Annotated in this window: 21 protein-coding genes; 4 read left to right on the top strand and 17 right to left on the bottom strand. The window is 67.8% G+C overall.

All coding sequences use genetic code 11. The features are described from left to right. Nucleotides 1-12 precede the first annotated feature (12 nt). The 5 genes from ACOQFL_RS07140 to ftsY all read right to left on the bottom strand — a co-directional run bounded on the left by ACOQFL_RS07140 (nt 13) and on the right by ftsY (nt 6553). Complete coding sequence (locus tag ACOQFL_RS07140; RefSeq protein WP_435543286.1) at nt 13-1761, bottom strand: DEAD/DEAH box helicase; 1749 nt, start codon at nt 1759-1761, stop codon at nt 13-15. Nucleotides 1762-2058: 297 nt separating this feature from the next. Next, the gene (locus tag ACOQFL_RS07145) at nt 2059-2697 is read right to left on the bottom strand and encodes an AAA family ATPase (RefSeq protein WP_435543287.1); all 639 of its coding nucleotides are present in this window, start codon (nt 2695-2697) and stop codon (nt 2059-2061) included. 474 nt (nt 2698-3171) lie between these two features. Continuing rightward, nucleotides 3172-3510, bottom strand: coding sequence for a P-II family nitrogen regulator (locus ACOQFL_RS07150; protein WP_435543288.1), 339 nt, complete (start codon nt 3508-3510; stop codon nt 3172-3174). Next, complete coding sequence (locus ACOQFL_RS07155) at nt 3507-4847, bottom strand: ammonium transporter (RefSeq protein WP_435543289.1); 1341 nt, start codon at nt 4845-4847, stop codon at nt 3507-3509. The genes ACOQFL_RS07150 and ACOQFL_RS07155 overlap by 4 nt, the downstream gene beginning before the upstream one ends. 164 nt (nt 4848-5011) lie before the next feature. Continuing rightward, complete coding sequence (ftsY, locus tag ACOQFL_RS07160; RefSeq protein ID WP_435543290.1) at nt 5012-6553, bottom strand: signal recognition particle-docking protein FtsY; 1542 nt, start codon at nt 6551-6553, stop codon at nt 5012-5014. 95 nt (nt 6554-6648) lie between these two features. On the opposite strand from ftsY, the gene ACOQFL_RS07165 reads away from it, so the two are divergent. Both ACOQFL_RS07165 and ACOQFL_RS07170 read left to right on the top strand, forming a co-directional pair. After that, nucleotides 6649-7929: an anhydro-N-acetylmuramic acid kinase gene (locus tag ACOQFL_RS07165; RefSeq protein WP_435543291.1), complete on the top strand. Its 1281-nt coding sequence runs from the start codon at nt 6649-6651 to the stop codon at nt 7927-7929. Further along, a complete protein-coding gene (locus ACOQFL_RS07170; protein ID WP_435543292.1) occupies nt 7905-9419 on the top strand; it encodes a sodium:solute symporter in 1515 nt (504 codons plus the stop codon). The genes ACOQFL_RS07165 and ACOQFL_RS07170 overlap by 25 nt, the downstream gene beginning before the upstream one ends. Nucleotides 9420-9541: 122 nt before the next feature. Here the strand turns inward: ACOQFL_RS07170 and smc are convergent, their stop codons facing one another. The 9 genes from smc to ACOQFL_RS07215 form a co-directional block, all read right to left on the bottom strand. After that, nucleotides 9542-13225 carry a chromosome segregation protein SMC gene (gene smc / locus ACOQFL_RS07175; protein ID WP_435543293.1) on the bottom strand — a complete coding sequence of 1228 codons (3684 nt, stop codon included), beginning with the start codon at nt 13223-13225 and terminating at the stop codon, nt 9542-9544. 121 nt (nt 13226-13346) lie between these two features. Further along, nucleotides 13347-13640: an acylphosphatase gene (locus tag ACOQFL_RS07180; protein ID WP_435543294.1), complete on the bottom strand. Its 294-nt coding sequence runs from the start codon at nt 13638-13640 to the stop codon at nt 13347-13349. Nucleotides 13641-14268: 628 nt separating this feature from the next. Next, a complete protein-coding gene (locus tag ACOQFL_RS07185) occupies nt 14269-14586 on the bottom strand; it encodes a hypothetical protein (protein ID WP_435543295.1) in 318 nt (105 codons plus the stop codon). Nucleotides 14587-14628: 42 nt separating this feature from the next. Beyond that, the gene (locus ACOQFL_RS07190; protein WP_435543296.1) at nt 14629-15300 is read right to left on the bottom strand and encodes a nucleoside/nucleotide kinase family protein; all 672 of its coding nucleotides are present in this window, start codon (nt 15298-15300) and stop codon (nt 14629-14631) included. A gap of 526 nt (nt 15301-15826) precedes the next feature. Further along, nucleotides 15827-16762 carry a bifunctional DNA-formamidopyrimidine glycosylase/DNA-(apurinic or apyrimidinic site) lyase gene (gene mutM / locus ACOQFL_RS07195; RefSeq protein ID WP_435543297.1) on the bottom strand — a complete coding sequence of 312 codons (936 nt, stop codon included), beginning with the start codon at nt 16760-16762 and terminating at the stop codon, nt 15827-15829. 122 nt (nt 16763-16884) lie between these two features. After that, on the bottom strand, nt 16885-17643 hold the full coding sequence (gene rnc / locus ACOQFL_RS07200) for a ribonuclease III (RefSeq protein ID WP_435543298.1): 759 nt from the start codon (nt 17641-17643) through the stop codon (nt 16885-16887). Between the two features lie 12 nt (nt 17644-17655). Beyond that, complete coding sequence (rpmF, locus tag ACOQFL_RS07205; protein ID WP_092632109.1) at nt 17656-17838, bottom strand: 50S ribosomal protein L32; 183 nt, start codon at nt 17836-17838, stop codon at nt 17656-17658. A 2-nt stretch (nt 17839-17840) separates the two neighbouring features. Next, nucleotides 17841-18368, bottom strand: a complete 528-nt coding sequence (locus ACOQFL_RS07210; protein ID WP_435543380.1) for a YceD family protein — start codon at nt 18366-18368, stop codon at nt 17841-17843. 364 nt (nt 18369-18732) lie between these two features. Next, nucleotides 18733-19476 carry a DivIVA domain-containing protein gene (locus ACOQFL_RS07215; protein ID WP_435543381.1) on the bottom strand — a complete coding sequence of 248 codons (744 nt, stop codon included), beginning with the start codon at nt 19474-19476 and terminating at the stop codon, nt 18733-18735. Nucleotides 19477-19760: 284 nt separating this feature from the next. Between ACOQFL_RS07215 and ACOQFL_RS07220 the strand changes: the two genes are divergently transcribed. Continuing rightward, the gene (locus tag ACOQFL_RS07220) at nt 19761-20810 is read left to right on the top strand and encodes a potassium channel family protein (protein WP_435543299.1); all 1050 of its coding nucleotides are present in this window, start codon (nt 19761-19763) and stop codon (nt 20808-20810) included. 90 nt (nt 20811-20900) lie between these two features. Here ACOQFL_RS07220 and ACOQFL_RS07225 read toward each other — a convergent pair whose 3' ends face one another. Beyond that, nucleotides 20901-21338, bottom strand: a complete 438-nt coding sequence (locus tag ACOQFL_RS07225) for a guanyl-specific ribonuclease (protein ID WP_435543300.1) — start codon at nt 21336-21338, stop codon at nt 20901-20903. A 119-nt stretch (nt 21339-21457) separates the two neighbouring features. On the opposite strand from ACOQFL_RS07225, the gene ACOQFL_RS07230 reads away from it, so the two are divergent. Then, the gene (locus tag ACOQFL_RS07230; protein WP_435543301.1) at nt 21458-21913 is read left to right on the top strand and encodes a GNAT family N-acetyltransferase; all 456 of its coding nucleotides are present in this window, start codon (nt 21458-21460) and stop codon (nt 21911-21913) included. A 255-nt stretch (nt 21914-22168) separates the two neighbouring features. On the opposite strand, the gene coaD is transcribed toward ACOQFL_RS07230, so the two are convergent. Next, the gene (gene coaD, locus ACOQFL_RS07235; RefSeq protein WP_092632120.1) at nt 22169-22654 is read right to left on the bottom strand and encodes a pantetheine-phosphate adenylyltransferase; all 486 of its coding nucleotides are present in this window, start codon (nt 22652-22654) and stop codon (nt 22169-22171) included. A 101-nt stretch (nt 22655-22755) separates the two neighbouring features. Continuing rightward, complete coding sequence (gene rsmD / locus ACOQFL_RS07240; protein ID WP_435543302.1) at nt 22756-23319, bottom strand: 16S rRNA (guanine(966)-N(2))-methyltransferase RsmD; 564 nt, start codon at nt 23317-23319, stop codon at nt 22756-22758. Nucleotides 23320-23397 lie beyond the last annotated feature (78 nt).

The following is a 23397-nucleotide window of genomic DNA, read 5'->3' on the forward strand; positions in this document are numbered from 1 at the left end:
ACGAACCGGTGTTCAGCCTCGATCGACCGCGGGACGCTTGTCACCGCCGGAACGTGCTCCACCCGCACCGGCACGCCCCTTGCGCCGGGAACTCGAGCGCTCCCTGCCGCCGGGCCTCCGGGACCAGCCACCGGAACGACGAGGCGGTTCTCCCTCGGTGCGGCTGATCCGCAGTCCACGGCCGGCGACCTGTGTCTTGCGCAACTTGCGCAGCATCTCCTCCGGCATCTCGGCGGGCAGCTCCACGAGGGTGTGCTCGTCATGGATGTCGATGTGCCCGATCCGCTTGCTGGAAAGACCGCCCTCGTTTGCCAGCGCCCCCACCAGGGCACTGGGGGTCACGCGATTGCGACGACCGACCTCCACCCGGAACATGGCCGTCTCGGAGTCCGAGGACTCGAACTCGGTGGAACGCTGCGAGTTGCGACGCGACTTCGACTCGGGCTCGGGTTCCGGCTGCAGCAGCAGCGGACGGTCGCCCTGGGTCATGCTCGCCAGTGCCGCTGCCACCCGGGCGGCGGGCACCTCGCTGTTCTGTTCGTAGTCGCGCACCAGCTGCTCGAAGATCTCCAGTTCGCCGTTCTGCAGCGTGTCGGTGATCCGCTGCCGGAAACGTTCGAGCCTGCGCTCGTTGACCGCTTCGATCGTCGGAAGGTCCATCCGCTCGATGGACTGGCCGGTGGCTTTCTCGATGGAACGCAGCAACTGCCGCTCCCGCGAGGTCACGAACAGGATCGCCTCGCCGCTGCGCCCGGCACGACCGGTACGGCCGATCCGGTGTACGTAGGACTCGCTGTCGTGGGGGGCGTCGTAGTTGAGCACGTGCGATACCCGGTCCACGTCCAGCCCGCGCGCGGCGACGTCGGTGGCCACGAGAATGTCGGTGCGGCCCTGTCGCAGCTGGTCGATGGTGCGCTCCCGCTGCGCCTGAGCGATGTCACCGTTGATCGCGGCCGCGTTGAAACCGCGCAGCCGCAGCTGCTCGGTCAGTTCCTCGGTGAGCTGCTTGGTGCGGGCGAACACGATGGCCGCGTCGACCGGCTCGACCTCGAGCAGCCGTGACAGCGCGTCGACCTTGCGGACGCCGCGCACCTGCCAGTAGCGCTGGCGGATGTTGGCCGCTGTGCTGGTGGAGCCGCGAACCGCCACCTCCACGGGGTTGTCCAGGTAGGACTGGCTGATCTTGCGCACGGCGTTCGGCATGGTCGCCGAGAACAGCGCGACCTGCCGGGGGGACGGAACGGACTTCAGGATCCGCTCCACGTCCTCGATGAATCCCATGCGCAGCATCTCGTCCGCCTCGTCGAGCACCACATGGCTCAGCTCGGACAGGTCCAGCGAGCCCCGGTCGAGGTGGTCGATGAGACGCCCCGGAGTGCCGACGATCACGTGTGCGCCGTCACGCAGTCCGCCGAGCTGCGGACCGTAACTCTGTCCACCGTAGATGGGCAGCACCCGGAAACCGGGCAGGTTGGCGGCGTAGGTACGGAACGCCTCGGCTACCTGGATGGCCAGCTCACGGGTGGGAGCCAGCACGAGGGCCTGCGGTTTCTTGCGCTTGTCGAGATCGATACTCGAGAGTATGGGCAGACCGAAGGCGGCGGTTTTGCCCGTGCCGGTCTGTGCCTGACCGGTTACGTCGCGCCCCTGCAGCAGCGACGGAATGGTCTCGGACTGGATGGGCGAGGGAGTCTCGTAGCCGAGGTCGGTGAGGGTTTGCAGTACGCGGCTGTCGAGATCGAGCTCGTCGAATGTGGGCATGTAAGTCTGGAGTCTCCTCGTGTGGTCGGGGCGGCTGAAGCACTGCGGACGAACCCGTGGCGGCATCCACGACACGGATCGCACGAATCGGGTTCGCTGACCGACGGCACCGTTCACGCACCGTCGCCTACGCATCTCGGGCCGCGCTCACCCGCAACGCACACTCTGTTGCCAGTCACTCGCAGCTCGATGAATCTCAGCCGGCAGCGCCGGGTGCGTCCGGCGCGTACCGTCCAGGGTAACGGTCGATCACGTCCGTCTCGGCCCCCCGTCGGTCCTTCGGGGAACAACGTGACACTACGGAACCAGTTGAACCCCGCCGGTAACCTCCGCTCGGGTGAGTACGTACACCCGGCGCCACCCTCGCAACCTACCGATGCGATACAGGTAATGCCTGGGGAGCCGGGCACGGCGTACGTGTCGGGCGAACGCGCGTGCCGCTATCATTCTGCCACGTGCCCGCTGCCCCGCCCGCGCGGCGGTGGGTGGGACCTCCAACCAGCACAGCACCGGACTCCGCCCGGTGAGTGTGGCGAGCGCGACCAGCGAACCCCGCGCGGCGCGGCGGGTGGCGGGGACGTGCGCCACGACGACGCCGGGAGCCAGCAGACACGCCACCACGATCCTGGCGTAGTGCAGCGGATGGACGATCGCCCGGTAGACCCGACGGGGGACACCCGCACCGAAGCCCGCGAGCAGTACCCGGTACAACTGCGCGGAATCCAGCACGAGGACGGGTTCGGAACAACGGAGCGAGCCCAGCAGTGTGGTCTTGCCCGCGCCCGGGAGTCCCGCCACGACGAGCAGGTCCTTGCGCCCGACCCGGATACGCGAGGCGGAATCGTCGTGTTGTCCATCACGGACGGGAGAGGTGGTGGTTCCGGCGACAACACGGGCGAGCAGACCAGCGCACCGGAAGTCACTTCGCGTACTCACTTCGCGTTCACTGTACCCGAATCGCGGGCCGCCCGTCTGGTTCGCCGGAACCGGACCGACCGGATGGCCCGACCCCTCGACGGGCCATCCGACGGGCACCCCCTGGTACGCGGAACACTCCCCGATGGCTCCCGCCCGACCCCCAGCACGGGCGGGAACTCCACCCCTCATCGGGGAATGTTCACGGCGTCACACCGGAATTCTGGCGTCCCGACAGGCCTCGGCGAGACCGTGATGACCCCTGAACCGAGCTACGTATTGCTACGCATATCCGGGTGTACCGCGCTGCCGGGTCCTACGCAGCCGGTATCGCGCGGACGAGCACCGCGCTCGGTCCGGACACGAAAACGGCCGTTCCCGGAGCCGGCGGTAACGACTCCGGGAACGGCCCGGGACTGTCACTTCTCGGATCGGGTTTCCGGCCCGCGGCACGAAGGGACCGGAACTCGGCGGACGCTTGGTGGCACCGGCCGCTCAGACCGCTTGTTCTCCGGTCTCACCCGTGCGTACCCGCACCACGGACTCGACAGGTGTGACCCACACCTTGCCGTCCCCGACCCTTCCGCTGCGGGCGGCGGAAACGATCGCCTGCAGCACGTCGTCGGTATCGGCGTCGTTGACCAGCACATCCACCCTGGCCTTGTCCACCACGTCGACCTTGTACTCCGCGCCCCGGTAGATCTCGGTATGTCCCTGCTGCCTGCCGTAGCCCTGCACGTCGGCGAGGGTCATTCCCCGGATCCCCAGGGCGGTGAGGGCGTCCCGCACCTCGTCCACTTTGGCCTGTTGCACCACGGCTGTGACGAGCCTCATCGAACACTTCCTTCCAGCGCCTCGATCGAGCCGTGCTCGGTGGTCCGTGATCCGCGCACGGTGTTGCGCGCGTCCCCGAAGTTGTAACCGGACTCGGCGTGCTCGGTTTCGTCGATTCCGGTTTCCTCGTCGGCTGGTTCGAGGCGGAAACCGATCGTGCTACGAATGACCCAGGCGATGCCCAGGCTCAACACCAGCGAGTACGCCAGCACCGCGACAGCCCCCACGGCCTGTCGCCACAGCTGGTCGAAACCGCCACCGTAGAACAGTCCCGCCACTCCCGCGGGAGCATTCCCGGAGGCGAAGAACCCGACCAGCAGGGTGCCGACGAGACCACCGACCAGGTGCACTCCGATGACGTCGAGCGAGTCGTCGTAGCGCAGCCGGTACTTGAGCTCCACCGCGAGCGCGCAGATCGCACCGGCGATGCCTCCCACCGCGATGGCTCCCAGCGGGGTGACCGCCGAGCAGGCAGGTGTGATCGCCACCAGTCCCGCGATGATCCCGGAAACCGCTCCCAGGGTGGTCGGTTTGCCGTGTCGGATCCGTTCGACGAGCATCCAGGCGAGCATGGCCGCGCCCGCGCCCACGAGCGTGTTCACGAAGACGATGGCGGCCGTGGTTCCCGCGGTCAGCGCCGAACCGGCGTTGAAACCGAACCACCCGAACCACAGCAGCCCCGCCCCCAGCACCACTAGCGGAAGGTTGTGCGGTTTGCCCGTCTCCTTCGGCCAACCGGACCGGGGCCCCAGTACCAGCACCAGCGCGAGCGCGGCCGCTCCCGCGTTGATGTGTACGGCGGTGCCACCCGCGAAGTCGATCGCCGCGAGCCGGTTCGCGATCCAGCCACCGACCGCGGTCACCTCACCGGCGGCGTTGGTCTCGTCGAAGGCGAAGACCCAGTGGGCCACCGGGAAGTACACCAGGGTCGCCCACAGCCCGGCGAACAACATCCAGGGGCCGAACCGGGCACGATCCGCGATCGCGCCGGAGATCAGCGCCACGGTCAGGATCGCGAACATGGCCTGGAAGGCGGCGAACGCGAACGTGGGGATCGAGCCGGACAAGCTCTCCTGCCCGACGAACCGCGACATCCCGAAGAACTCCACGGGAGAACCGAGCAGCCCCACACCACCGAGGTCGGAACCGAACGCTCCGGAGTATCCGTAGACAACCCAGAGCACCCCGACAACACCCAGGCTGCCCAGGCTCATCATCAGCATGTTGAGCACACCGCGGGAACGAACCATGCCGCCGTAGAACAGCGCCAAGCCGGGTGTCATGAGCATGACCAGCGCAGCACACACCAACACCCAGGCAGTGTCACCTGAATTCACGTCGCCTCCCGTACGATCCGGCACTCCGAGTTGAGTCCGAATACTCGGCAACGTGTGTTTCCCGATGACGTTTTCGGCGTGTCGGGGGGATGAAATCAGCGCCGTTGGCCGTTAAGTCCCGATTGGCGGGATCACCGGCGTGTTAACACCCCGGAGAGCTCCGGTCAGCCGAGCAGCGCGTCGACGAACGCCTCCGGCTCGAACGGGGCGAGGTCATCGGCGCCTTCTCCCAGACCGACCAGTTTGACCGGCACGCCGAGCTCGCGCTGCACCTGGAAGACGATCCCGCCCTTGGCGGTCCCGTCGAGTTTGGTGAGCACGATTCCCGTGACGTCGACCACATCGGCGAACACCCTCGCCTGGGCGAGCCCGTTCTGACCGGTCGTGGCGTCGAGCACCAACAGCACCTCGTCGACCTGCGCACGCTTGCCGATCACACGTTTGACCTTGCCGAGCTCGTCCATCAGGCCGGTCTTGGTGTGCAGCCTGCCCGCGGTGTCGACGAGGATGGCGTCGACGCCGGAATCGGCACCCCGTTGCACCGACTCGAACGCCACGCTCGCCGGGTCGGCTCCCTCATCGCCCCGGACCACCTCGGCGCCGACACGTTCGCCCCACGTGCCGAGCTGTTCCACCGCCGCGGCGCGGAAGGTGTCGGCGGCGCCGAGCAGCACCGTGCGCCCGTCCGCGACCAGCACGCGGGCGAGCTTGCCGGTGGTGGTCGTCTTGCCGGTTCCGTTGACCCCGACGACCAGCGCCACCGCGGGCTTGCCACCGTCCGCGGGATCGCCGTGCGGCAACGCCTGGACCGCGCGGGACTGCGTGGTGGCCAACGCGTCCACCAGCACCTCGCGCAACAGCGCCCTCGCCTGCTCGGGAGTACGCACGCCACGAGCGGCCACCTCGGTACGCAGCCGCTCGATTATCTCCGAGGCCGTGGTGGCACCGAGGTCGGCCATCAGCAGGGTGTCCTCGATCTCCTCCCAGGAGTCCTCGTCGAGGTCACCGGCGCCGAGCAGTCCGAGCACGCTCTGCCCGAACATCGACTGTGAACGCGCGAGCCTGCCACGCAGCCGCTCCAACCTGCCGGTGGACGGTTCGATCGGCTCGACCTCGGTATCCGCGGCCGTGCCCGGTTCGACACCGCTCTCGGTCTCCTCGACGAGGCCCTCGGGCTGTTCGGGGCTTTCGGGAGGCACCGTGCCGGTGGCTCCGCCGGAAGCGGTGGCCGCGGTGGATTCGGAGTCCTCATCCCTCGGGGACGGTGTGTCGGTCTCCGTGACCGGTTCCGACTCGGCGGGGGGCTGTTGCTCCGGAACGGTGGGAGTCGTGGCGGGCTCGGCAGCCGGGGGTTCTCCCGTGGTCGTCGCGGTGTCGTCGGCCTCGGAGGAACTCGGCAGCGGAACATCGACCATGCCGCGCCGTTGACTGTCCCTGGGAACCGCGGCGTCGTCACCCACACCCGGTTGTCCCTGGGTGTCGGTTCGCTCCTCGACGGGATGCTCGGGTGCGCTGGTCGTGCCGCCACTGGAGAGGCTGATTCCACTGCCCGTGCGGTAACCACCCCGGCCCGCGGACGTATCCTCCCGCTCCTGCTGAGCGAGACTGACCCGCCTGCGCCGGGCGAGCAGGATGCCCGTGCCGACGAGTACGGCCAGCACCACCAGTGCGGCAACGATGATCAGGATCACATTCGTGGTGGACACACGTCCATCGTCGCACCCGAAGAGCGCACCGCCGGACGCGACCCGCACGGCGGGTTCGCACGGGAATCCGTGTCGGGCTTGCACTGTCACCCGCGGTGATCTACACCACCAGGATGAAGCCGTGGCGGGTGATCGGGTTGCTTTCGGGAACCTCGATGGACGGGGTGGACGTCGCCGCTGCCGAATTTCGGCTGCGGGCGGGGGTGATCGAGTTGCTTCCACTGGGCTACAGCTCGTTGCCCTACCCCGAAACGCTGCGTCGGGAGCTCGTGTCGCTGACGCGTTCGGCGGCGAAGGGGCCGTCCGCGTGGTGCGAACTGGAGGCAGCGACCGGCCGGATGTTCGCCGCGGCCGCGAGGTACGGCGTCGAACAGCTGGCCCAGGGCCGGGCCGACCTGATCGGTTCGCTCGGGCAGACCGTCCGGCACGAGACGGTGGGGGGCAGCACGCTGGGCACGCTGCAGCTGGGTGGCTCCGCCCGGATCGCCGAAGCCACCGGGCTTCCCGTGCTCGCCGATCCGCGCAGCAGGGACGTGGCCGCGGGTGGGCAGGGTGCGCCGTTGGCGCCGGTACTCGACGTGCTCTGGCTCGCGGGTCTCTCCCCACCCCTCGGAAGCACCTCGTCACCGGGCGGCGTGCTGGCACTGAACCTGGGCGGTATCGCCAACGTCACGGTGGTGGGCGGAGGGAAACCGATCGCCTACGACACGGGGCCGGGAAACGCGCTGATCGACGCGGCCGCCGAACTGGTCGGTACCGAGGACGGGCGCGACACCGACGGCACGTTGGCCGCGTGCGGCCGGGTACGCCCGGATCTGCTGGAAAAGCTGGTGAACGACGACTACTTCCACCGCTCCCCGCCGAAGACGACCGACAAGGAGCACTTCGGGCTCGAATACCTGCGAAACGCGCTGGCGGCGCTACCGGAGGTCTCCGCACCCGACCTGCTGCGCACCGCCACCGAGCTCACGGTTCGCACGGTGACCGAGGCGTGTGCCGCGCACGACCCGGGTCTGGTGATCGCCTCGGGCGGTGGAGTGGCGAATCCGGTTCTGATGTCCGGACTGCGACGCGAGCTCGGCAGGCACGGTGCCGAGCTGCACACCAGCGGGCAGCACGGAATACCTCCCGATGCCAAGGAGGCGTTCCTGGCCGCGCTGCTCGGTTTTCTCGGGATGCACGGGCTCCCGGGCAACATCGCGTCCTGCACCGGAGCCGAGGGCCCCCGCGTGCTGGGCACCCTCACGCCGGGAAACCGGCCGTTGTCGACCCCCGAGCCCGTCGGGACACCGGTGACCGCACTCCGGATCTCGACGCCGAGCGCGTTCCACACCACCGACCGGGAGAGCACATGCGCATCCTCGACCTGGCAGTGATCGGCGTCTACCTGCTGGCGATGCCCGCTCTCGGGATTCTGCTGGCGGGCAGGCAGCGCGGAACCGGTGACTACTTCCTGGGCGGACGTGATCTGCCCTGGTGGGCGGTCTGCTTCTCGGTGGTGGCCACCGAGACCTCCACACTGACCGTGATCAGCGTTCCCACCGTGGCCTACCTGGGCTCGTTCACCTACCTGCAGCTGGCCATCGGGTATCTGATCGGCAGAACGATCGTGGCTTTCGTGCTGCTGCCGCGCTACTACGCCGGCGAACTGGTCAGCGCCTACGCGTTCCTGGGGCAACGCTTCGGGCGAGGAATGCAGGGCACTGCCTCGGTAACCTTCTCGATCACCAGATTGCTGGCGGACGGGCTGCGGCTGTTCGCCACGGCCATCCCGGTGAAGGTGATGCTGGCCTCGTTCGGTGTCGTCGCGAGCTACTGGCAGATCGTCCTGGGACTCTCGGCACTGACGGTGATCTACACCTACTTCGGAGGCATCCGGGCCGTGGTCTGGGTCGACGTGGTGCAGTTGGGTGTCTACGTGGGTGGCTCGGTGCTCGCGGGGGCAATTCTGCTGAGCAAGCTGCCCGGCGGCTGGTTCGACCAGGCACTGCGATCGGGCAAGTTCGAGCTGTTCGACCTGAGCTCACCGGTACTGACGAGTCAGTACTCCTTCGTCACGGCCCTGTTCGGCGGAGCGGTGTTCGCGATGGCCTCGCACGGTGCCGACCAGTTGATGGTGCAACGGCTGCTCGCCTGCCGCACACTCGCCGACAGTCAACGGGCGGTGATCACCAGTGGCCTGCTCGTGCTGCTGCAGTTCGCGCTGTTTTTGGGTATCGGTTCGATGCTGTGGGCGTTCTTCGCGGGGGCAAGCCCCGAGCAGCTGGGCCTGAGCAGCGGTGACGCACTGTTCCCCCGGTTCGTCGTGAACCAGCTTCCGCCCGGCCTTTCCGGACTGTTGATCGCGGGGATCATAGCGGCCGCGATGAGTACGCTGTCCTCCTCGTTGAACTCGCTGGCCACCTCGAGCGTCAGCGACCTGTATCAACGAGTGAGCGGCAAGGTGCACGACGAGCGGGTGCTGCTGCGGCTGGCGCGGGCGGCCACGGTTGTGTGGGCGCTGGTGTTCGTCGTGTTCGCCGCACTGTTCACCAGTACCGACAACCCGGTTGTCGAGGTGGGTCTCGGAATCGCGTCCTACACCTACGGAGCCCTGCTGGGGGCCTTCCTACTGGGGCTGCTGGTGCGGCGTGCGCGCCAACCCGACGCGGTGGTGGCGTTCTGCTGCGCGCTGCTGGGGGTGCTCTGGCTGGCGTTCGGCGCGGCTTTCCCGGACGGCGAGGGAGGTCACGCGCCGTTGGCGTTTCCCTGGTACGCACCGATCGGCGTGGCGATCACGCTGCTCGTGGGTGGTGTGCTGTCGCTGCGGCACCGTCCGCGACGAGAGGGGGACGCGCGCGAGTCCGAACTCTCCGAAGCGGGCTGAGTCCGCGCTAACGGCCCCGGTAGCGCCCCAGGAGCGGCGGCGCACCGAAACCGGCGGCACCGTGCTCGTGCCACACGGTGCCACGTCCGGTGCGGTGCGCGGGAGGGCTCCCGCTCGGCCCGTCAGGAACCCGCCTCTCCCTCGGCCGGGCTCCCCTCGGTAGGGCTCCCCTCGGTAGGGCCCACAGCGTGCGCGGGTTCGGTCGTCTCGACGGGTTCGTCGTTGCCCGAGCCCAACCGTTGCGAGATCACAGTGGTGATCCCGTCGCCGCGCATGCTCACGCCGTACAGGGCGTCGGCGATCTCCATGGTGGGTTTCTGGTGCGTGATGATGATCAACTGCGAGTTGGCCCTGAGTTGATCGAGCAGCCCGATCAGTCGCCGCAGATTCGTCTCGTCCAGCGCGGCCTCCACCTCGTCGAGCACGTAGAACGGGGAGGGGCGAGCACGGAAGATCGCCACCAGCATCGCCACCGCGGTCAGCGACTTCTCCCCACCGGAGAGCAGGGACAGCCGCTTGACCTTCTTGCCAGGCGGCCTGGCCTCCACCTCCACACCGGTGGTGAGCATGTCCTCGGGGTCGGTGAGCACGAGCTTTCCCGAACCTCCCGGGAAAAGGACCGAGAAGACCTTCTCGAACTCGGCCGCGACGTCGTCGAACGCGGTCGAGAAGACCTCCAGTATCTTCTCGTCGACCTCCTTGACCACGTCGAGCAGGTCCTTGCGGGTGGCCTTGAGGTCCTCCAACTGTCCCGAGAGGTATTTGTAACGCTCCTCCAGCGCGGCGTACTCCTCCAACGCCAGCGGATTGACCTTGCCCAAAGCGGCCAGATCCTTCTCCGCGCGGTCAGCCCGACGCTGCTGGGTGTCCCGGTCGTAGGGCAGGGAGGGCGGCTTGCTGACCTGCTCACCGCGTTCCTTGGCCGCCTCGTACTCCGACATCTCCGTCGGGCTCGGCGGCACCGCGACGTCGGGGCCGTACTCCTGAACCAGATCGTCCAGCCCCACACCGAAGTCCTCGACGATCTTCGTTTCGAGCTGTTCGATCCGCAAGCGCTGCTCGGCACGTGCCACTTCGTCGCGGTGCACCGCGTCGGTGAGCTTCTCCAGTTCCCCGGACAACTCGCGCACCTGGTTGCGCACCGTCCGCAACCGGTTCTCGTTCTCGGCGTGACGCTGTTGCAGCTCGTCACGCTGCTCACCTGCCGACCGCAGTGACATCTCGATGCGCTGCAACGCGGTGCGGCAGCCCTCGATCACGGTCTCGGCGACCCCTGCGCCACGCTGCCTGGCCAGTCGTGCCTGTTCGGCGCGCTCCCGCTGCTGCCGTTCCTGCCTGGCGGAACGACGCAGCTGCTCGGCTTTGCCCTGCAGCGCGCGTGCGCGCTCCTCGGCACCGCGCACCGCGAGCCTGGCGTCCATCTCCCGCTGCCGCAGGTCGTCCAGTCCGGAAGCCAGCCGGTCCCGTTCCGTGGTGTCGGGCTCCTGCTCGTCGAGCTGCTCGGACTGCACCACCTCCAGCCTTTCCTGGAGCTCGGCGAGCTTGTCCACCGCCTCCTGCCGCGAACGCTCCACGTCACCGCGCTGGGTACGCAGCCGTTCCACTTCCGCGGCGGCGGAGCGGGCGGCTTCGAGCAGGCTGGCCACCCGCTCGGAACTGCGTGCGTGCCGCACCCGGAGTTCGTTGCGCTGTTCCCGCGCGGTGTTGACCTCGGCTTCGCGTGACTCCAGCTCGGAGCGCGCCCCCTCCAGCGCGGCACCGTGCCGCTCCACCGCGCGCCGTGCCTCGGCCAGCTCGGACTCGGCCTCGTCCACGGCGGCCTGCACCTCGATGAGGCTCCGGTTGTCCGAGGCCGAGGAGCCCCCGGAGGACCAGCTGCTGCCGAGCAGATCCCCCTGCGAAGTAACCGCCCGCACCTCGGGGTGCCGCCGCAGCAGCCGTTCCGCGCTGTCCAGGTCCTCGACCACCGCGATCCGGTCGAGCAGCACCGTCAGGGCGGGCAGCAACTCGTCGGGAGCCCGCAGCAGGTCGACCGCCCAGCGCGCCGAACCGTCCAACTCCGGCCAGGCGGTTCGGTCGTGCCGAACGGCGGCACCGACGAGCAGGCCGCTACTGCCTGCCTCGTCCTCCTTGAGCACTCGTAGCGCGGTGGCCGCGTCGGTGACGCCACGCACCGCCACCGCTTCGGCTGCCGTCCCCAGCGCCGCCGTCAGCGCGGGTTCCGCACCCGGTTCCACACTCAGCAGGGCGGACACCGATCCGAGCAGGCCTGGAACCCGTTCGCCCGCGGCCAGCAGCGTCGCCGCACCGTCCTTGCGATCCAGCCCCATCGACAGCGCCTCCACCCGCGCCTGCCAGGAGGCCGTCTCACGTTCGGCGGACCGTTCGGCCTCGACGAGTTCCTCGACTCGGCGCTTGGCCGCGTCCCTCGCCTCTTCGGCGTTGGCACACCGCTGTTCGACGCCGTCGTCGTCGCCGTGCTCGGTGTCGTCCGCCGCGGCCGCCTCCTCGTAGGCCTGCTGCGCCTCGGCGGCGCGCTGCTCGGCCTCGGTGGTCGAGGCCGTCAATCGTTCGATCTCCTCGTCGGTGGCCGCCACCTTGCTGCGCATCGACTCGACCTCGCCGGAGAGGCGCGCGGCTCCTTCCCGACGGTCGGCTATGGCGCGCACCGCGGCCATGTGGGCGTTCTCCGCCTCCCGCAGTGCCGACTCCGCTTCCGAACGGTTCGTCACCACCTCGGCGAGCGCCTCGCGGGTGCGCTCGGCCTCCTCGTTGGCGGTCTCCTCACGTTCGGCCGCTTCATCCGCCTCGGCCTCGAGTTCCTCCGGGTCGCGTTCCGAGCGGTGCTGCTCCGGTTCGGCACTGAGGTGTTTGTGCCGTTCCTGCGCCAGTCGCAGCGTGCCGCCGAGACGTTCCTGCAGCGCGGAGAGCCGGTGCCAGGTGTCCTGGATGCGTGTGACGCGGGGAGCGTCGGCGCTGACCTGCTCCCCCAGCTGCTTCTCCTGTTCCTGGGCCTGTTGCAGCGCCTTTTCCGTCTCGGCCCGCTTGTCGCGCGCGGCCTGCTCGTTGGCTTCGTCACGTTCGAGCTCGGAGCGGGCTGTGACCAGGTCGTCGGCGATCAGCCGCAGCCGCGCATCGCGCAGCTCGGCCTGGATGGTCTGGGCCCTTCGGGCGATCTCGGCCTGTTTGCCCAGCGGTTTGAGTTGCTTGCGCAACTCGCCGGTCAGATCGGTCAACCGGGTCAGGTTGGCCTGCATCGCGTCCAGCTTGCGGAGCGCCTTCTCCTTGCGCTTGCGATGTTTGAGCACGCCCGCGGCCTCTTCGATGAGCCTGCGGTGTTCCTCGGGCTTGGCCTGCAGGATGCCGGAGAGCTGCCCCTGGCCGACGATGACGTGCATCTCCCGGCCGATTCCGGAGTCGGACAGCAGTTCCTGCAGGTCGCGCAGCCTGCAGGCGTTGCCGTTGAGCTCGTACTCGCTGGCACCGTCGCGAAACATGCGGCGCGTGATCGACACCTCGGTGTAGTCGATCGGCAGCGCCCCGTCGGCGTTGTCGATGGTCAGATTGACCTCGGCACGCCCGAGCGGCGCCCGCCCCGAGGTTCCGGCGAAGATGACGTCCTCCATCTTGCCGCCACGCAGCGCCTTGGCGCCCTGCTCCCCCATCACCCAGGTCAGCGCGTCGAGCACATTGGACTTGCCCGAGCCGTTCGGCCCGACCACGCACGTGATTCCCGGTTCGAACCGGAGAGTCGTGGTCGACACGAAGGATTTGAATCCCTTCAGCGTCAGGCTCTTCAGATGCACCGCTGCTCAACGACCTTCCCGCGAAATGACGGCTGTGCGCTACTGCCGGGACGCTCGGGCGAAACCGTCGGTGCCGTGGCGGAACGCACTGCTCCGGCCCGAGGACCGAGTCCCGCGGAACTCACCGTTCGACGAACCCGGAGAGTCCACCACGTGGTGCTGCCCACTGGTCGGCGACGTGCTCGACAACTCCCGGTGTATCACCCGATCGAAGGAGTTCCAGCAATCTTTCGCAGGCGTGTCGGGGTCCTTCGGCGACCACTTCGACACGGCCCCCCGGCAGATTCGTCGCGCTACCGGCAAGCCCCAGCTCCAGGGCACGCGACCGCGTCCACCACCGGAACCCTACTCCCTGTACCCGACCGTGCACCCAGGCGGTCAACCTGCTGGATTCGGCCTCGGTCTCTTCCGACATGTCCGGTCAACCGCTCCTTGTCGTAGTCGTTCTCGTCGTGTGAAGTGGCACCGATGATGCCTTCCGCTGGTGCCGACGCGGGAATCGCGACTGCGCCGAACGGCGGGCCACCCCCACCTCGGCGGAGGGGTGCCGGATGGCTACCGTAATGCGAACGAACGCGGCCACCCCCGGGGCTCGTGCACCACGGGAACCGTGGCACCCGCCCGCCGGGACACCACCTACGGACGCGAGGACGAGTGAGCAACCCGATGGATCCACTCCACGAGGACCGGAACGCCCTTTCGAAACGCCTGGCGGTACTGGCCGGTTCGGGGGTGATGGTCGCGACCGCGTTCTCGACGATGGCGGCCGTCGCACTGGGCAACGTGGAACAGCAGGAAGCCTCACTGCCCGAGTCGAGCGGTGGCGCGGCGAACTCGACGAACTACGAGAGTACCGGTTCGCGGGACAGCACGACGAGCTCGCGGAAACCGAGTTCCACCTCCTCCGAAACGCCCCACGGCGGGGTGCCCGCCGCAGCGGGCGGCGAAACCGTGGAGGAGTCGAGGGGTGTATCGCGTGAGGACCGCTCGGACCACCGGGAGGACACCTCCGAGCAGGACCCGAGCACGGGGACCACGGAGAATCAAGACGACGGCGGTTCGATACCCGCGCCCCCTGGATCCACTAGCTCTGAGAAACCGACTTCTCCCCCCAGCGACCCCCCTGAATCTTCGACATCAACAAGTCCTCCGAGCGAGTCTTCCTCTTCCAGCAAACCATCTGAAAGCACCAGCTCCGGTCCCGAGTCGGGAAGTGAATCCGAGGACGAGATCAAAAGCAGCGCCTCGGAAGGCACGCAGGAGAGCAGCGATACCCGGGTGACGGCGAGTTCCTCGGAGAGCACTTCCTCCCCGGAGAGCACTTCGACAGCCCCCTCCTCGACCGGGATCGAGCCGACCACCTCCAGGACGGTCTGAGCCCGGCACACGGCAACGGGGCACGGCTACCCGATGTCCCCGGGAATCACCAGGTCGGCGTTCTCCCTGCTCTCGGCGATCAACGCCGCGTTTCGCTCGTCGCTGCGCATCACCCAGTCCCGCGCGCGGCCGCGCGACATCCCGTTGCGGACGTGGCGCGCGATCAACCGGCCGATCCGCTTGCCGTCGTTCGGTTCCAGATACCAGCACTCGTCGAGCAGGCCGCGCACCGCGGACCAGGGCTCCCGGTCCAGCAGCAGGTAGTTGCCCTCGGTCAGCACCAACGGCACCTCGGCGGGAATCGGGATGGAACCGGCGTAGGACTCCTCGACGGAACGGTGGAACTCCGGGGCGTATACCACCTCGTCACCCTCGACCCCGCGCTGGCCACGCAGCCGACGCAGCAGCGCCAGGTAGCCCGCCACGTCGAAGGTGTCCGGCGCCCCCTTGCGGTTCTGCCTGCCCAGCCTGCGCAGTTCCGCACCGGCGAGGTGGAACCCGTCCATCGGGACGAGTGCCGCACTGTCGCCCAGCCCCTGCAGCAACTTGTCCGCGAGCCTGCCCTTCCCCGCCGCCGGCGGACCGGCTATACCGAGAATCCGGCGCCTGCCGTCGCGGGCGAGTTCCCGGGCGCGTTCGAGTAGTTCGTCCAGCCCCTCGCGGTGGACGGCGGGCGACCGTCGCGGTTGTCCCGACACGGATCCGTCCTTTCGAACAGCGTCGAAACGCCCGAGGCCGAAGCACCCCGGAGCCTGCCATGTGATCAGGTTACCGGCCCCGGTGAACCGGTTCACGTCACTTCCAGGAGGGGATGCCCCGGCCGGAGTGCACCGGTTCGCACGAAACATGCTCTTTGCCGTGTTTTCGCAGGCATGACAGGGCAGTTGTGATCGACGCCATCGAAGAAAAAGTTTCATCGATGCAACAAAGTAATCAACTAGCCAACAAAATGTTTTCCACGAGCCGGCGCGGACCATGTGTGGTAGCCGCGGACGGATCGATTTCCGAAAAGACCTCGAAAACGAACGACACACCCTCGACACCATGTGCGAGACCATGGCTTGCCGCGGCCCGGACGCCGCGGGGACGAGCATCCGTCACAACGCCGCTCCGCGGACTCGTTCGCCGGAGTGAACGGCGCACGGACTGACGTGCGCGGTGGGGCGGTTTTCGCCGCCCCACCGTTCCGGAGAACCGCGGAGGGGGCCGTGCCACCGGATGCGATCACCAGTGGGGTTCGGGCGGAACCGGCTGGCAGCCGGGGCAGCTGTAGGCGGAACGGTTGGTGAACGCCTCCCGTCGGACCGAGGCACCGCAGCGCGGACACGGCGAACCGGCGCGCCCGTAGACCGACAGGGAGCGGCTGAAGTAACCGGACCGACCGTTGACATTGACGTACAGCGAGTCGAAGGAGGTTCCACCCGCGACGAGCGCCTCGCCGAGGACCTCGACCACCGAGTCCAGCAGCTCGTGAACCTGCTCATAACCCAGTGCGGCCGTAGGGTGGGCCCAGTGCAGCCGGGCACGCCAGAGAGCCTCGTCGGCGTAGATGTTGCCGATACCGGATATCAGGTTCTGGTCCAGCAGGGCTCGTTTGATGCCCGTCCTGCGGGAGCGGAGGAGCCGTACGACCGCCTCCCTGTCGAAGGCGGGCTCCAGCGGGTCGGCCGCGATGTGCCCGATGGTGTCGGGTACGGCGAGTTGCGCCGAGGGAACCAGCTCGGTGAGGCTCAGCCCACCGAAAGTCCGCTGATCGACGAATCGCAGCTCGGGCCCCTCGTCCTCGAAACGGAACCTCACGCGCAGGTGCTTCTCGTCGTCGGCCCGGCGCGGCTGTATCAACAGCTGACCGCTCATCCCGAGATGGGCGAGTACCGCCTGCCCCCCTGCTCCCGGCGGGGCACCGGCGGCGGAACTCACACCTTCGGAAGTCCCCACGTCGGCGTCTCCCAAGGCCCCCAAAGACAACCAGAGATACTTGCCACGCCTGCGAACGCTCTCGACCACTCGGCCGACCAGCTCGGACGCGAAGTCATCCGGCCCTGGCAGATGTCTACGCACGGCACGCGGGTGCAACACCTCGACACCGGCCAGTTTGCGGCCCGAGACGTGCTCGGCGACCCCGCTGCGGACGACTTCGACTTCGGGTAGTTCTGGCACGAAGCTATCCTCGAACACGATTCACGGCTGCCGTGCAGCGGGTCGTCACCAGCCGAATCCTCACCAGCCTGGTCTTCTCCAGCGGGGAGATAGCCGAGCCGGGCTCCCGGCACGCACGCCACCTACTGCTCGGATTGACTACCGACGCCCGCCTCGCCGTTGAGCTGAGCCGACAGCGCACGCCAGGCGGTCTGCGCCGCCTTCTGCTCGGCGTCCTTCTTGGTTCGACCGTCGCCCTGCCCCAGGACCTCACCGTTGACGACGGCGTAGGCACTGAACTCCTTGCGGTGGTCCGGGCCCTGCTCATCGATTCGGTAGTCCGGGACTCCCAGCCCGGCCGATGCGGTCAACTCCTGCAAACTGGTTTTCCAGTCCAGGCCGGCACCGAGCATGGGCGCCTCGGCCAACAACGAGTCGAACAACCGGTGGATCACCGCACGGGAGGTCTCCAGCCCGTGCTGCAGATAAACGGCCCCGAGAACCGCTTCCAACGAGTCGGCCAGGATGCTGGCCTTGTCCCTGCCTCCGGTGAGCTCCTCGCCACGTCCCAGCAGCAGGTACTGCCCCAGGCCGCCCTCACCCAGTTCACGAGCCACGGCGGCGAGCGCGTGCATGTTGACCACGCTCGCCCGCAGCTTGGCCAGTTGCCCCTCGGGAAGATCGGGGTGGTCACGATACAGGTGATCGGTGATCACCAGTCCGAGTACGGCATCCCCCAGGAACTCCAACCGTTCGTTGGGCTCCAGGCCGCCGTTCTCGTAGGCGTAGGAACGGTGTGTCAGGGCAAGCGTCAGCATCTCGGCGTCGAAATCGACGCCGAGAGCCGCTACCAACGCAGACCGGTCCGCTTCACGGTCCCGGGACTGTTGCTTTCCCCCCACTCTCAGCGCCTATCAGGCGGGGGTGGTGACCTGGCGGCCCTTGTACTGACCGCAGGATGGGCAGGCGACGTGCGGGAGCTTCATCTCACGGCAGGCCCGGTTGGGGCATGCCCGCAGGGTCGGAGCGGAGGCCTTCCACTGCGAACGACGCTTACGGGTGTTCGACCGGGAAACCTTGTGCTTGGGGACAGCCACGGCTACTTCTCCTCTTCGGTCCCACCGAACCGCTCACGCAATGCGGCCCAGCGAGGGTCAATCGTCTCATGATGGTGTTCCGGACCGAGATCGGCCCATTTGGCACCGCATCCGGAACACAGTCCCGGACAGTCGGGCGAGCACAGCGGGGCGGTGGGCATCGACGGCAACACCGTGTCCCGGACCACCGGTTCCAGATCGATCAGATCACCGGACATCCGGCTGACTTCGTCCTCATCGGTGCTGGTGTCGGTGGCGCTGTCCGGATAGGCGAACAGCTCCCGCAGCTCGACGTCGACCTCCTCGGAAATCGGGTCGAGACACCGCGCGCACTCGCCGCTAGCGTTCGCCCTGACGGTACCGGATACCAACACGCCCTCGACCACTGCCTCCAGCAGCAGATCGAGCTCGATCGGCTCTCCCTCCGGCACCCGGACCATGTCGATACCGAAACCGGCCGGGGCCGGCGGTATGCGGGTGTAGTTGCGACTCGTACCGGGGCTGCGGCCGAACTCCCGGGTGTCTATCACCCACGGACCGTCCGGTGCGGATCGCACGACTTCGTGATTCTGAGGCATCTGTGGTTTCGGCTAGGCTGTTTCGCGATTGTTGGACCCACTCGGAACCGAGCTCGGCCGGATCACCGGTCGACCGACGAGCACCCCCGACAAGCACCTCGCGTGCCGGAAACGACGCTCCCCGTCCTCGAGTGACGAGCCCCGGCCGGGGCCGAGCAGAGCCACTCCTCAGGCTACGCCACCAGGGGCCGTCGGCCGAAACCACACGGCTGGTGCGCACGATGAGCGGCAGCACACCGAAACCCGACCAGCGGCCGAAAGGCGCCGGGGTGCCTCGCGGCCGCCCCGGCGAAGTGGCCGATCACCGGACGGGGAGTCAGTGCTCACTGACCGCGGCGCCGTGCTCGGAGGTCTGCCACTCCTCGTAGTCGAAAGGCGCGCTCATGGGACGTCGGAGCTGCTGTCTGCCCTTGCCCACCGTGCGCAGCGTGCGGCCGAGCAGTTCCTCGAAGTCGGCCAGCCGGGAGTCGACGTAGGCGTCGCAGTCGCTACGCAGCCGCTCGGCCTCCTCGTGCGCCTCGTCGACCACCCGTTTGGCCTCGTGCTGCGACTGCTGGACCACCTCGGTCTCGGAAACCAGGCGGGCCTGTTCCGAACGCCCCTCGTGGATGGACTGGTCGTAAGCGGCGCGTCCGGCCTGCACCATCCGGTCGGACTCGGACTGCGCCCGAGCGATGTAGTCCTCGTACTCGCGGCGCGCGTTGTTGATGGTCTGCTCGGCGTCGGCCCGGGCCTGGGCGACGATCTCGTCGGCCCGTTCCCTGGCGTCGGCGAGCATCTTCTCCGCCTCGGCCCTGGCCTCGGAGGACGTCTTCTCCGCTTCGGAACGCGCGGTACTGAGGCTGTCGTCGGCCTCGGTCTTCGCCTTGTTCACCAGTTCGTCCCGGTGATCGAGCACGTCCTGCGCGTCGTCGAGCTCCGAAGGATAGGAATCGCGAACCTCGTCGAGCAGCTCCAACACGTCGCCGCGTGGCACGACGCACCCGGAGGTCATCGGAACACTTCGCGCTTCCTCGACGATCGTGACGAGCTCGTCGAGCGCCTCGAACACCCGGTACACGTCGATCTCCCTGCAGTCGTATTCACCCGAAGGATACTTGCCAGGCCCGTTCAGGCTCTCAGAACGCACGGATGCGGGTATCGATCACCCCGCTATCCGGTGGTTTCGAAGCGGTCACACGAGCCGATCATGCGTGATCCCAGTCTGCCCGGCGGCCCCGGCGGGATGCGGGATATCCGGCGCCGCGTGTCCGACACGAGTCACGAGCACACCGGGGGGAGGCCGGGTTCGGAAATAATCGAGACTGGGCGAAGACCAGTGTCACGATCCGGCGGAAGGTCACGTTGCCCACCGTACTTTTCCGTTTGCTGCAACGTCTGATCAGCATCCGGTCATGGACGACCCCTGCCCTGGTGATCACGTTCGTGTTCTTCACGAGTTGGCCGCTGATGGCGCTGTTCGAACGCGCCGACAGCGAACTGACGGCTCCGGAGAACTACTGGTGGTGGTTTCTGGTCACCACCTCCACGGTGGGTTACGGCGACTTCTACCCGGAGACCACCGGGGGCCACATCGTAGGGGTGTACGTCATCGTCGGGGGGATCGCGACGTTGACCACCCTGTTCACCCATCTGGCGACCACCCTGGAAACGGCGAGAGGTAGAAGAATGAGCGGCTCGAGCAGCCTGCACATCTCCGATCACATCGTGGTGCTGGGCTATGGCGCCGGGCGCAGTGAACGCATAATCGACGAGCTGCTCGCCGACGGTAGGCATCCGGTCGTACTCGGCGCCTGGGACGACGTGGACCACAACCCCGTTCCGGACCGGGGGATCGGCTTCGTGCGTGGCGACCTCACCGCGCAGGACGTGCTGCACAGGGCAGGGGTGCACCACGCCCGCTCGGTGCTGATCGACGCGCGCGACGACAACGAGACCCTCGCCGTGGCGGTGAGCGTGCACCACGTCAATCCGGCGCTGGAACCGGTGATCGCGCTGCGGGACATGAGCAGGGCCGAACACATGCGCTACGTGGACGAAACGATCCGCTGTGTCCAGTGGCACACCCCGCACATGATCACCGAGGAGCTGCTGGATCCCGGCATCACCCAGGTTTACAGCGAACTGGTGACACATGGCGGAGGGAACACCTACTCGTGTCGGCTCCCCGAGTCACTGGGCCCGGTCTCCTACGGCGACTGCCAGTTCGCGCTGGGAGATCGGCACGACGCCACGGTGCTGGCCGCGCGGACCGACTCCGAACTGCTCATCAGCCCGTCCTGGCGAACGAGGCTGCCCGCGGGCAGCACGCTGTACTACATCTGCGCCCAGCGGATCTCGCAAGAACAGCTGGCACGCGCGGTACGTGAGGCGGGCGGTTCGCGCGGCACGTGAGGCGGATCGCTCACAGGCGTGGCGAATCGGTACCGCGCGTCTCGGCACGGCGCCCGGTGATCGCGGACGCCGTGCCGACGCTCACGGGTTTCAGGAGTTGATGTCGGTCAGCCGAAAGCTCTCGTAGTGATCCGCGGTGTAGAAGTACTCCCCCTCGGAGCCGACGACGAACCGGCGGGCGCCGCGGTGGTCGATTCCCGGGGTCTCGACCGTGTACTCGTGGTAGTAGCCGTCCGGGCAGTCAGGCAGGATCCCCTCCCAGTTGTGGAAAACGCCGCCGTCCTCCGGATAGGGGTAGGGACCGCCCTGTTGGATCAGTCGCACCGTGTCGGTGGCTTCCGGGGGGAGAGACGACAGCGCGACTCGTTCGAAACCGGAGGTGTTCCCGCACGTGGCCGCGGCGGTCACGGCTGAGGAACGCTCGGCGACGGGTTCCGCCGAGGCCGCCACCACGGGACCGAGCAGGCCCAGCACGGCGATCAGCCCCGTCAACATCAACCTGGAAAGTTTCACAGCGTGTTGGCGCATAACCAGCACGTTAACTTCGCTGCGTGACCACCACCAGGCCCAGTCGTGAACAACGAATGACGAACCACGACAGCGAACACGAACCCGCGGCGCAGCCGCACGACTAGACTGCCGGCCCGATGGACGAACGATTCAGCTTCCGCCCCGCCCGGGCCGACGACGTGGCAGCCGTGGTCTCCCTGCTCCGCGATGACGAACTGGGCCGGCATCGGGAACGCCCCGGAGATCCTGCCTACGACACCGCGTTCGCGGAGATCGCCTCGGACCCGAATCAACTACTGGTGGTCGCCGAGCTCGACGGCGAGATCGTGGGAACCGTGCAACTGAGTTTCATCGCGGGCCTGTCCCATGTGGGCACCAAGCGGGCCCAGTTGGAAGCGGTCCGGGTCGGCTCGGAGTACCGCGGCCTCGGGATCGGTCGGCGGATGTGTGAATGGGCGATCTCGGTGGCACGCGAGCGCGGCGCGGGTCAGGTGCAGCTGACCTCCGACAGCGGCCGGACGGCCGCGCACCGGTTCTACGAGCGGCTGGGATTCAGCGCCACCCACGTCGGCATGAAACTGTCGCTGGACTGATCGAAGTTTCGCGGTCGGACTGTCCGGGACACTCGCTCGGGCGGAATTTCCCATCGGCTCTCGCGCCGGTGTGGCCCTTCCCGCCGTTTCCAACACCGGCAATCCCCCACGCTCCTCGTCGACCCGACGGGAAAGCACCGGCGAGGGCCCCGGAACAGCTCCGGCCTGCACACGGATCGACCGGCTTCCCCGGGCGATCGACTCCCCGGGGCGACCCCGGATCCCGGCCACCGGAGGTGGCGACCCCGCCGCCGGTTACTCCGCCGTCTCCGCCAACCTGTCGAGCAGTCGTCGTTCGATCCTCGGCGGCAACAGGTTGGACACGTCGCCGCCGTAGGTGGCCACCTCCTTGACAAGGGAACTGGCCAGAAAGCTGTAGAGCGGATTGGTCGACATGAACAGCGTCTCGACTCCGGAGAGCCGCTGGTTCATCTGCGCCATCTGCAGCTCGTAGTCGAAATCGCTGACCGCACGCAGCCCTTTGACGATCGCGCCGATCCCGTTGGCCTTGCAGTAGTCCACGAGCAGACCGTGCCAGGAGTCGACGACCACGTTCGGCCACGGTTTGCTGACCTCGCGCAGCATCTCGATTCGCTCGTCGACGTCGAACAGGCTCTTCTTGCTCTTGTTCACGAGCACGGCGACGGTTACCTCGTCGAACAACCCCGCCGCTCGCTCGATGATGTCCAAATGGCCATTGGTGACCGGATCGTAAGAACCTGGACAGACGGCACGCCTCATGAGCGGCAACTTAGCAGTACCCGTCGGTAGTACTCAGGACGAGGTGGTGTGACTCACCACCGAACGTACGGCGGACGAACGCACGGGAGGACCACTGGGCATCATTCCGGATGAACGCGTTCGGCCCAGTAGACGGCCGCGTCCCCGTAGCGCTTGGTCCGCAACTCCTCGATGCCCGCGGGCCAGAGCGGAGCGGGACTGTTCCAGAAACGCTCGACGATGATCAGGCCGTCCCGGCTCAGCCAGTCGTTGCGGACCAACGCCTGCCAGCACTCGTCCAGCTCGGCGGAGTCCATCGCGAACGGGGGGTCGGCGAAAACCAGGTCGTAGGGTTCGCCCGGGGATCGGGCCAGCACCGAACGCACGGCGGACTGCTCGATGCCGATGGAGCGGAAGCCGAGCGTCTCGGCGTTGCGTCGCAGCACCCCGGCCGCCCGTCGGTCCGCCTCGACGAAGGTGGCGTGTTCGGCACCGCGCGAGAGCGCTTCGAGCCCGAAACCGCCCGAGCCCGAGAACAGATCCAGCACTCGGGTCCCGGACAGTTCCGTCATGGCCTCCAGCGCGCTGAACAGCGCCTCGCGCACTCGTTCGGTGACTGGTCTGGTGCCGCGTTGCGGCACCTCGATACGGCGCCCACCGGCGGTTCCCGCGACGATTCTGGTCACCGGACCATCCTCGCCCACCGGTGTCGCGAGGTCACCGCAGGGGCCCACCACGCCGGTTCGCGAGCGGGGGAGCCGCCG

The organism is Actinopolyspora sabaoui (genome assembly GCF_051225635.1).
Taxonomy (GTDB): Bacteria; Actinomycetota; Actinomycetes; order Mycobacteriales; family Pseudonocardiaceae; genus Actinopolyspora.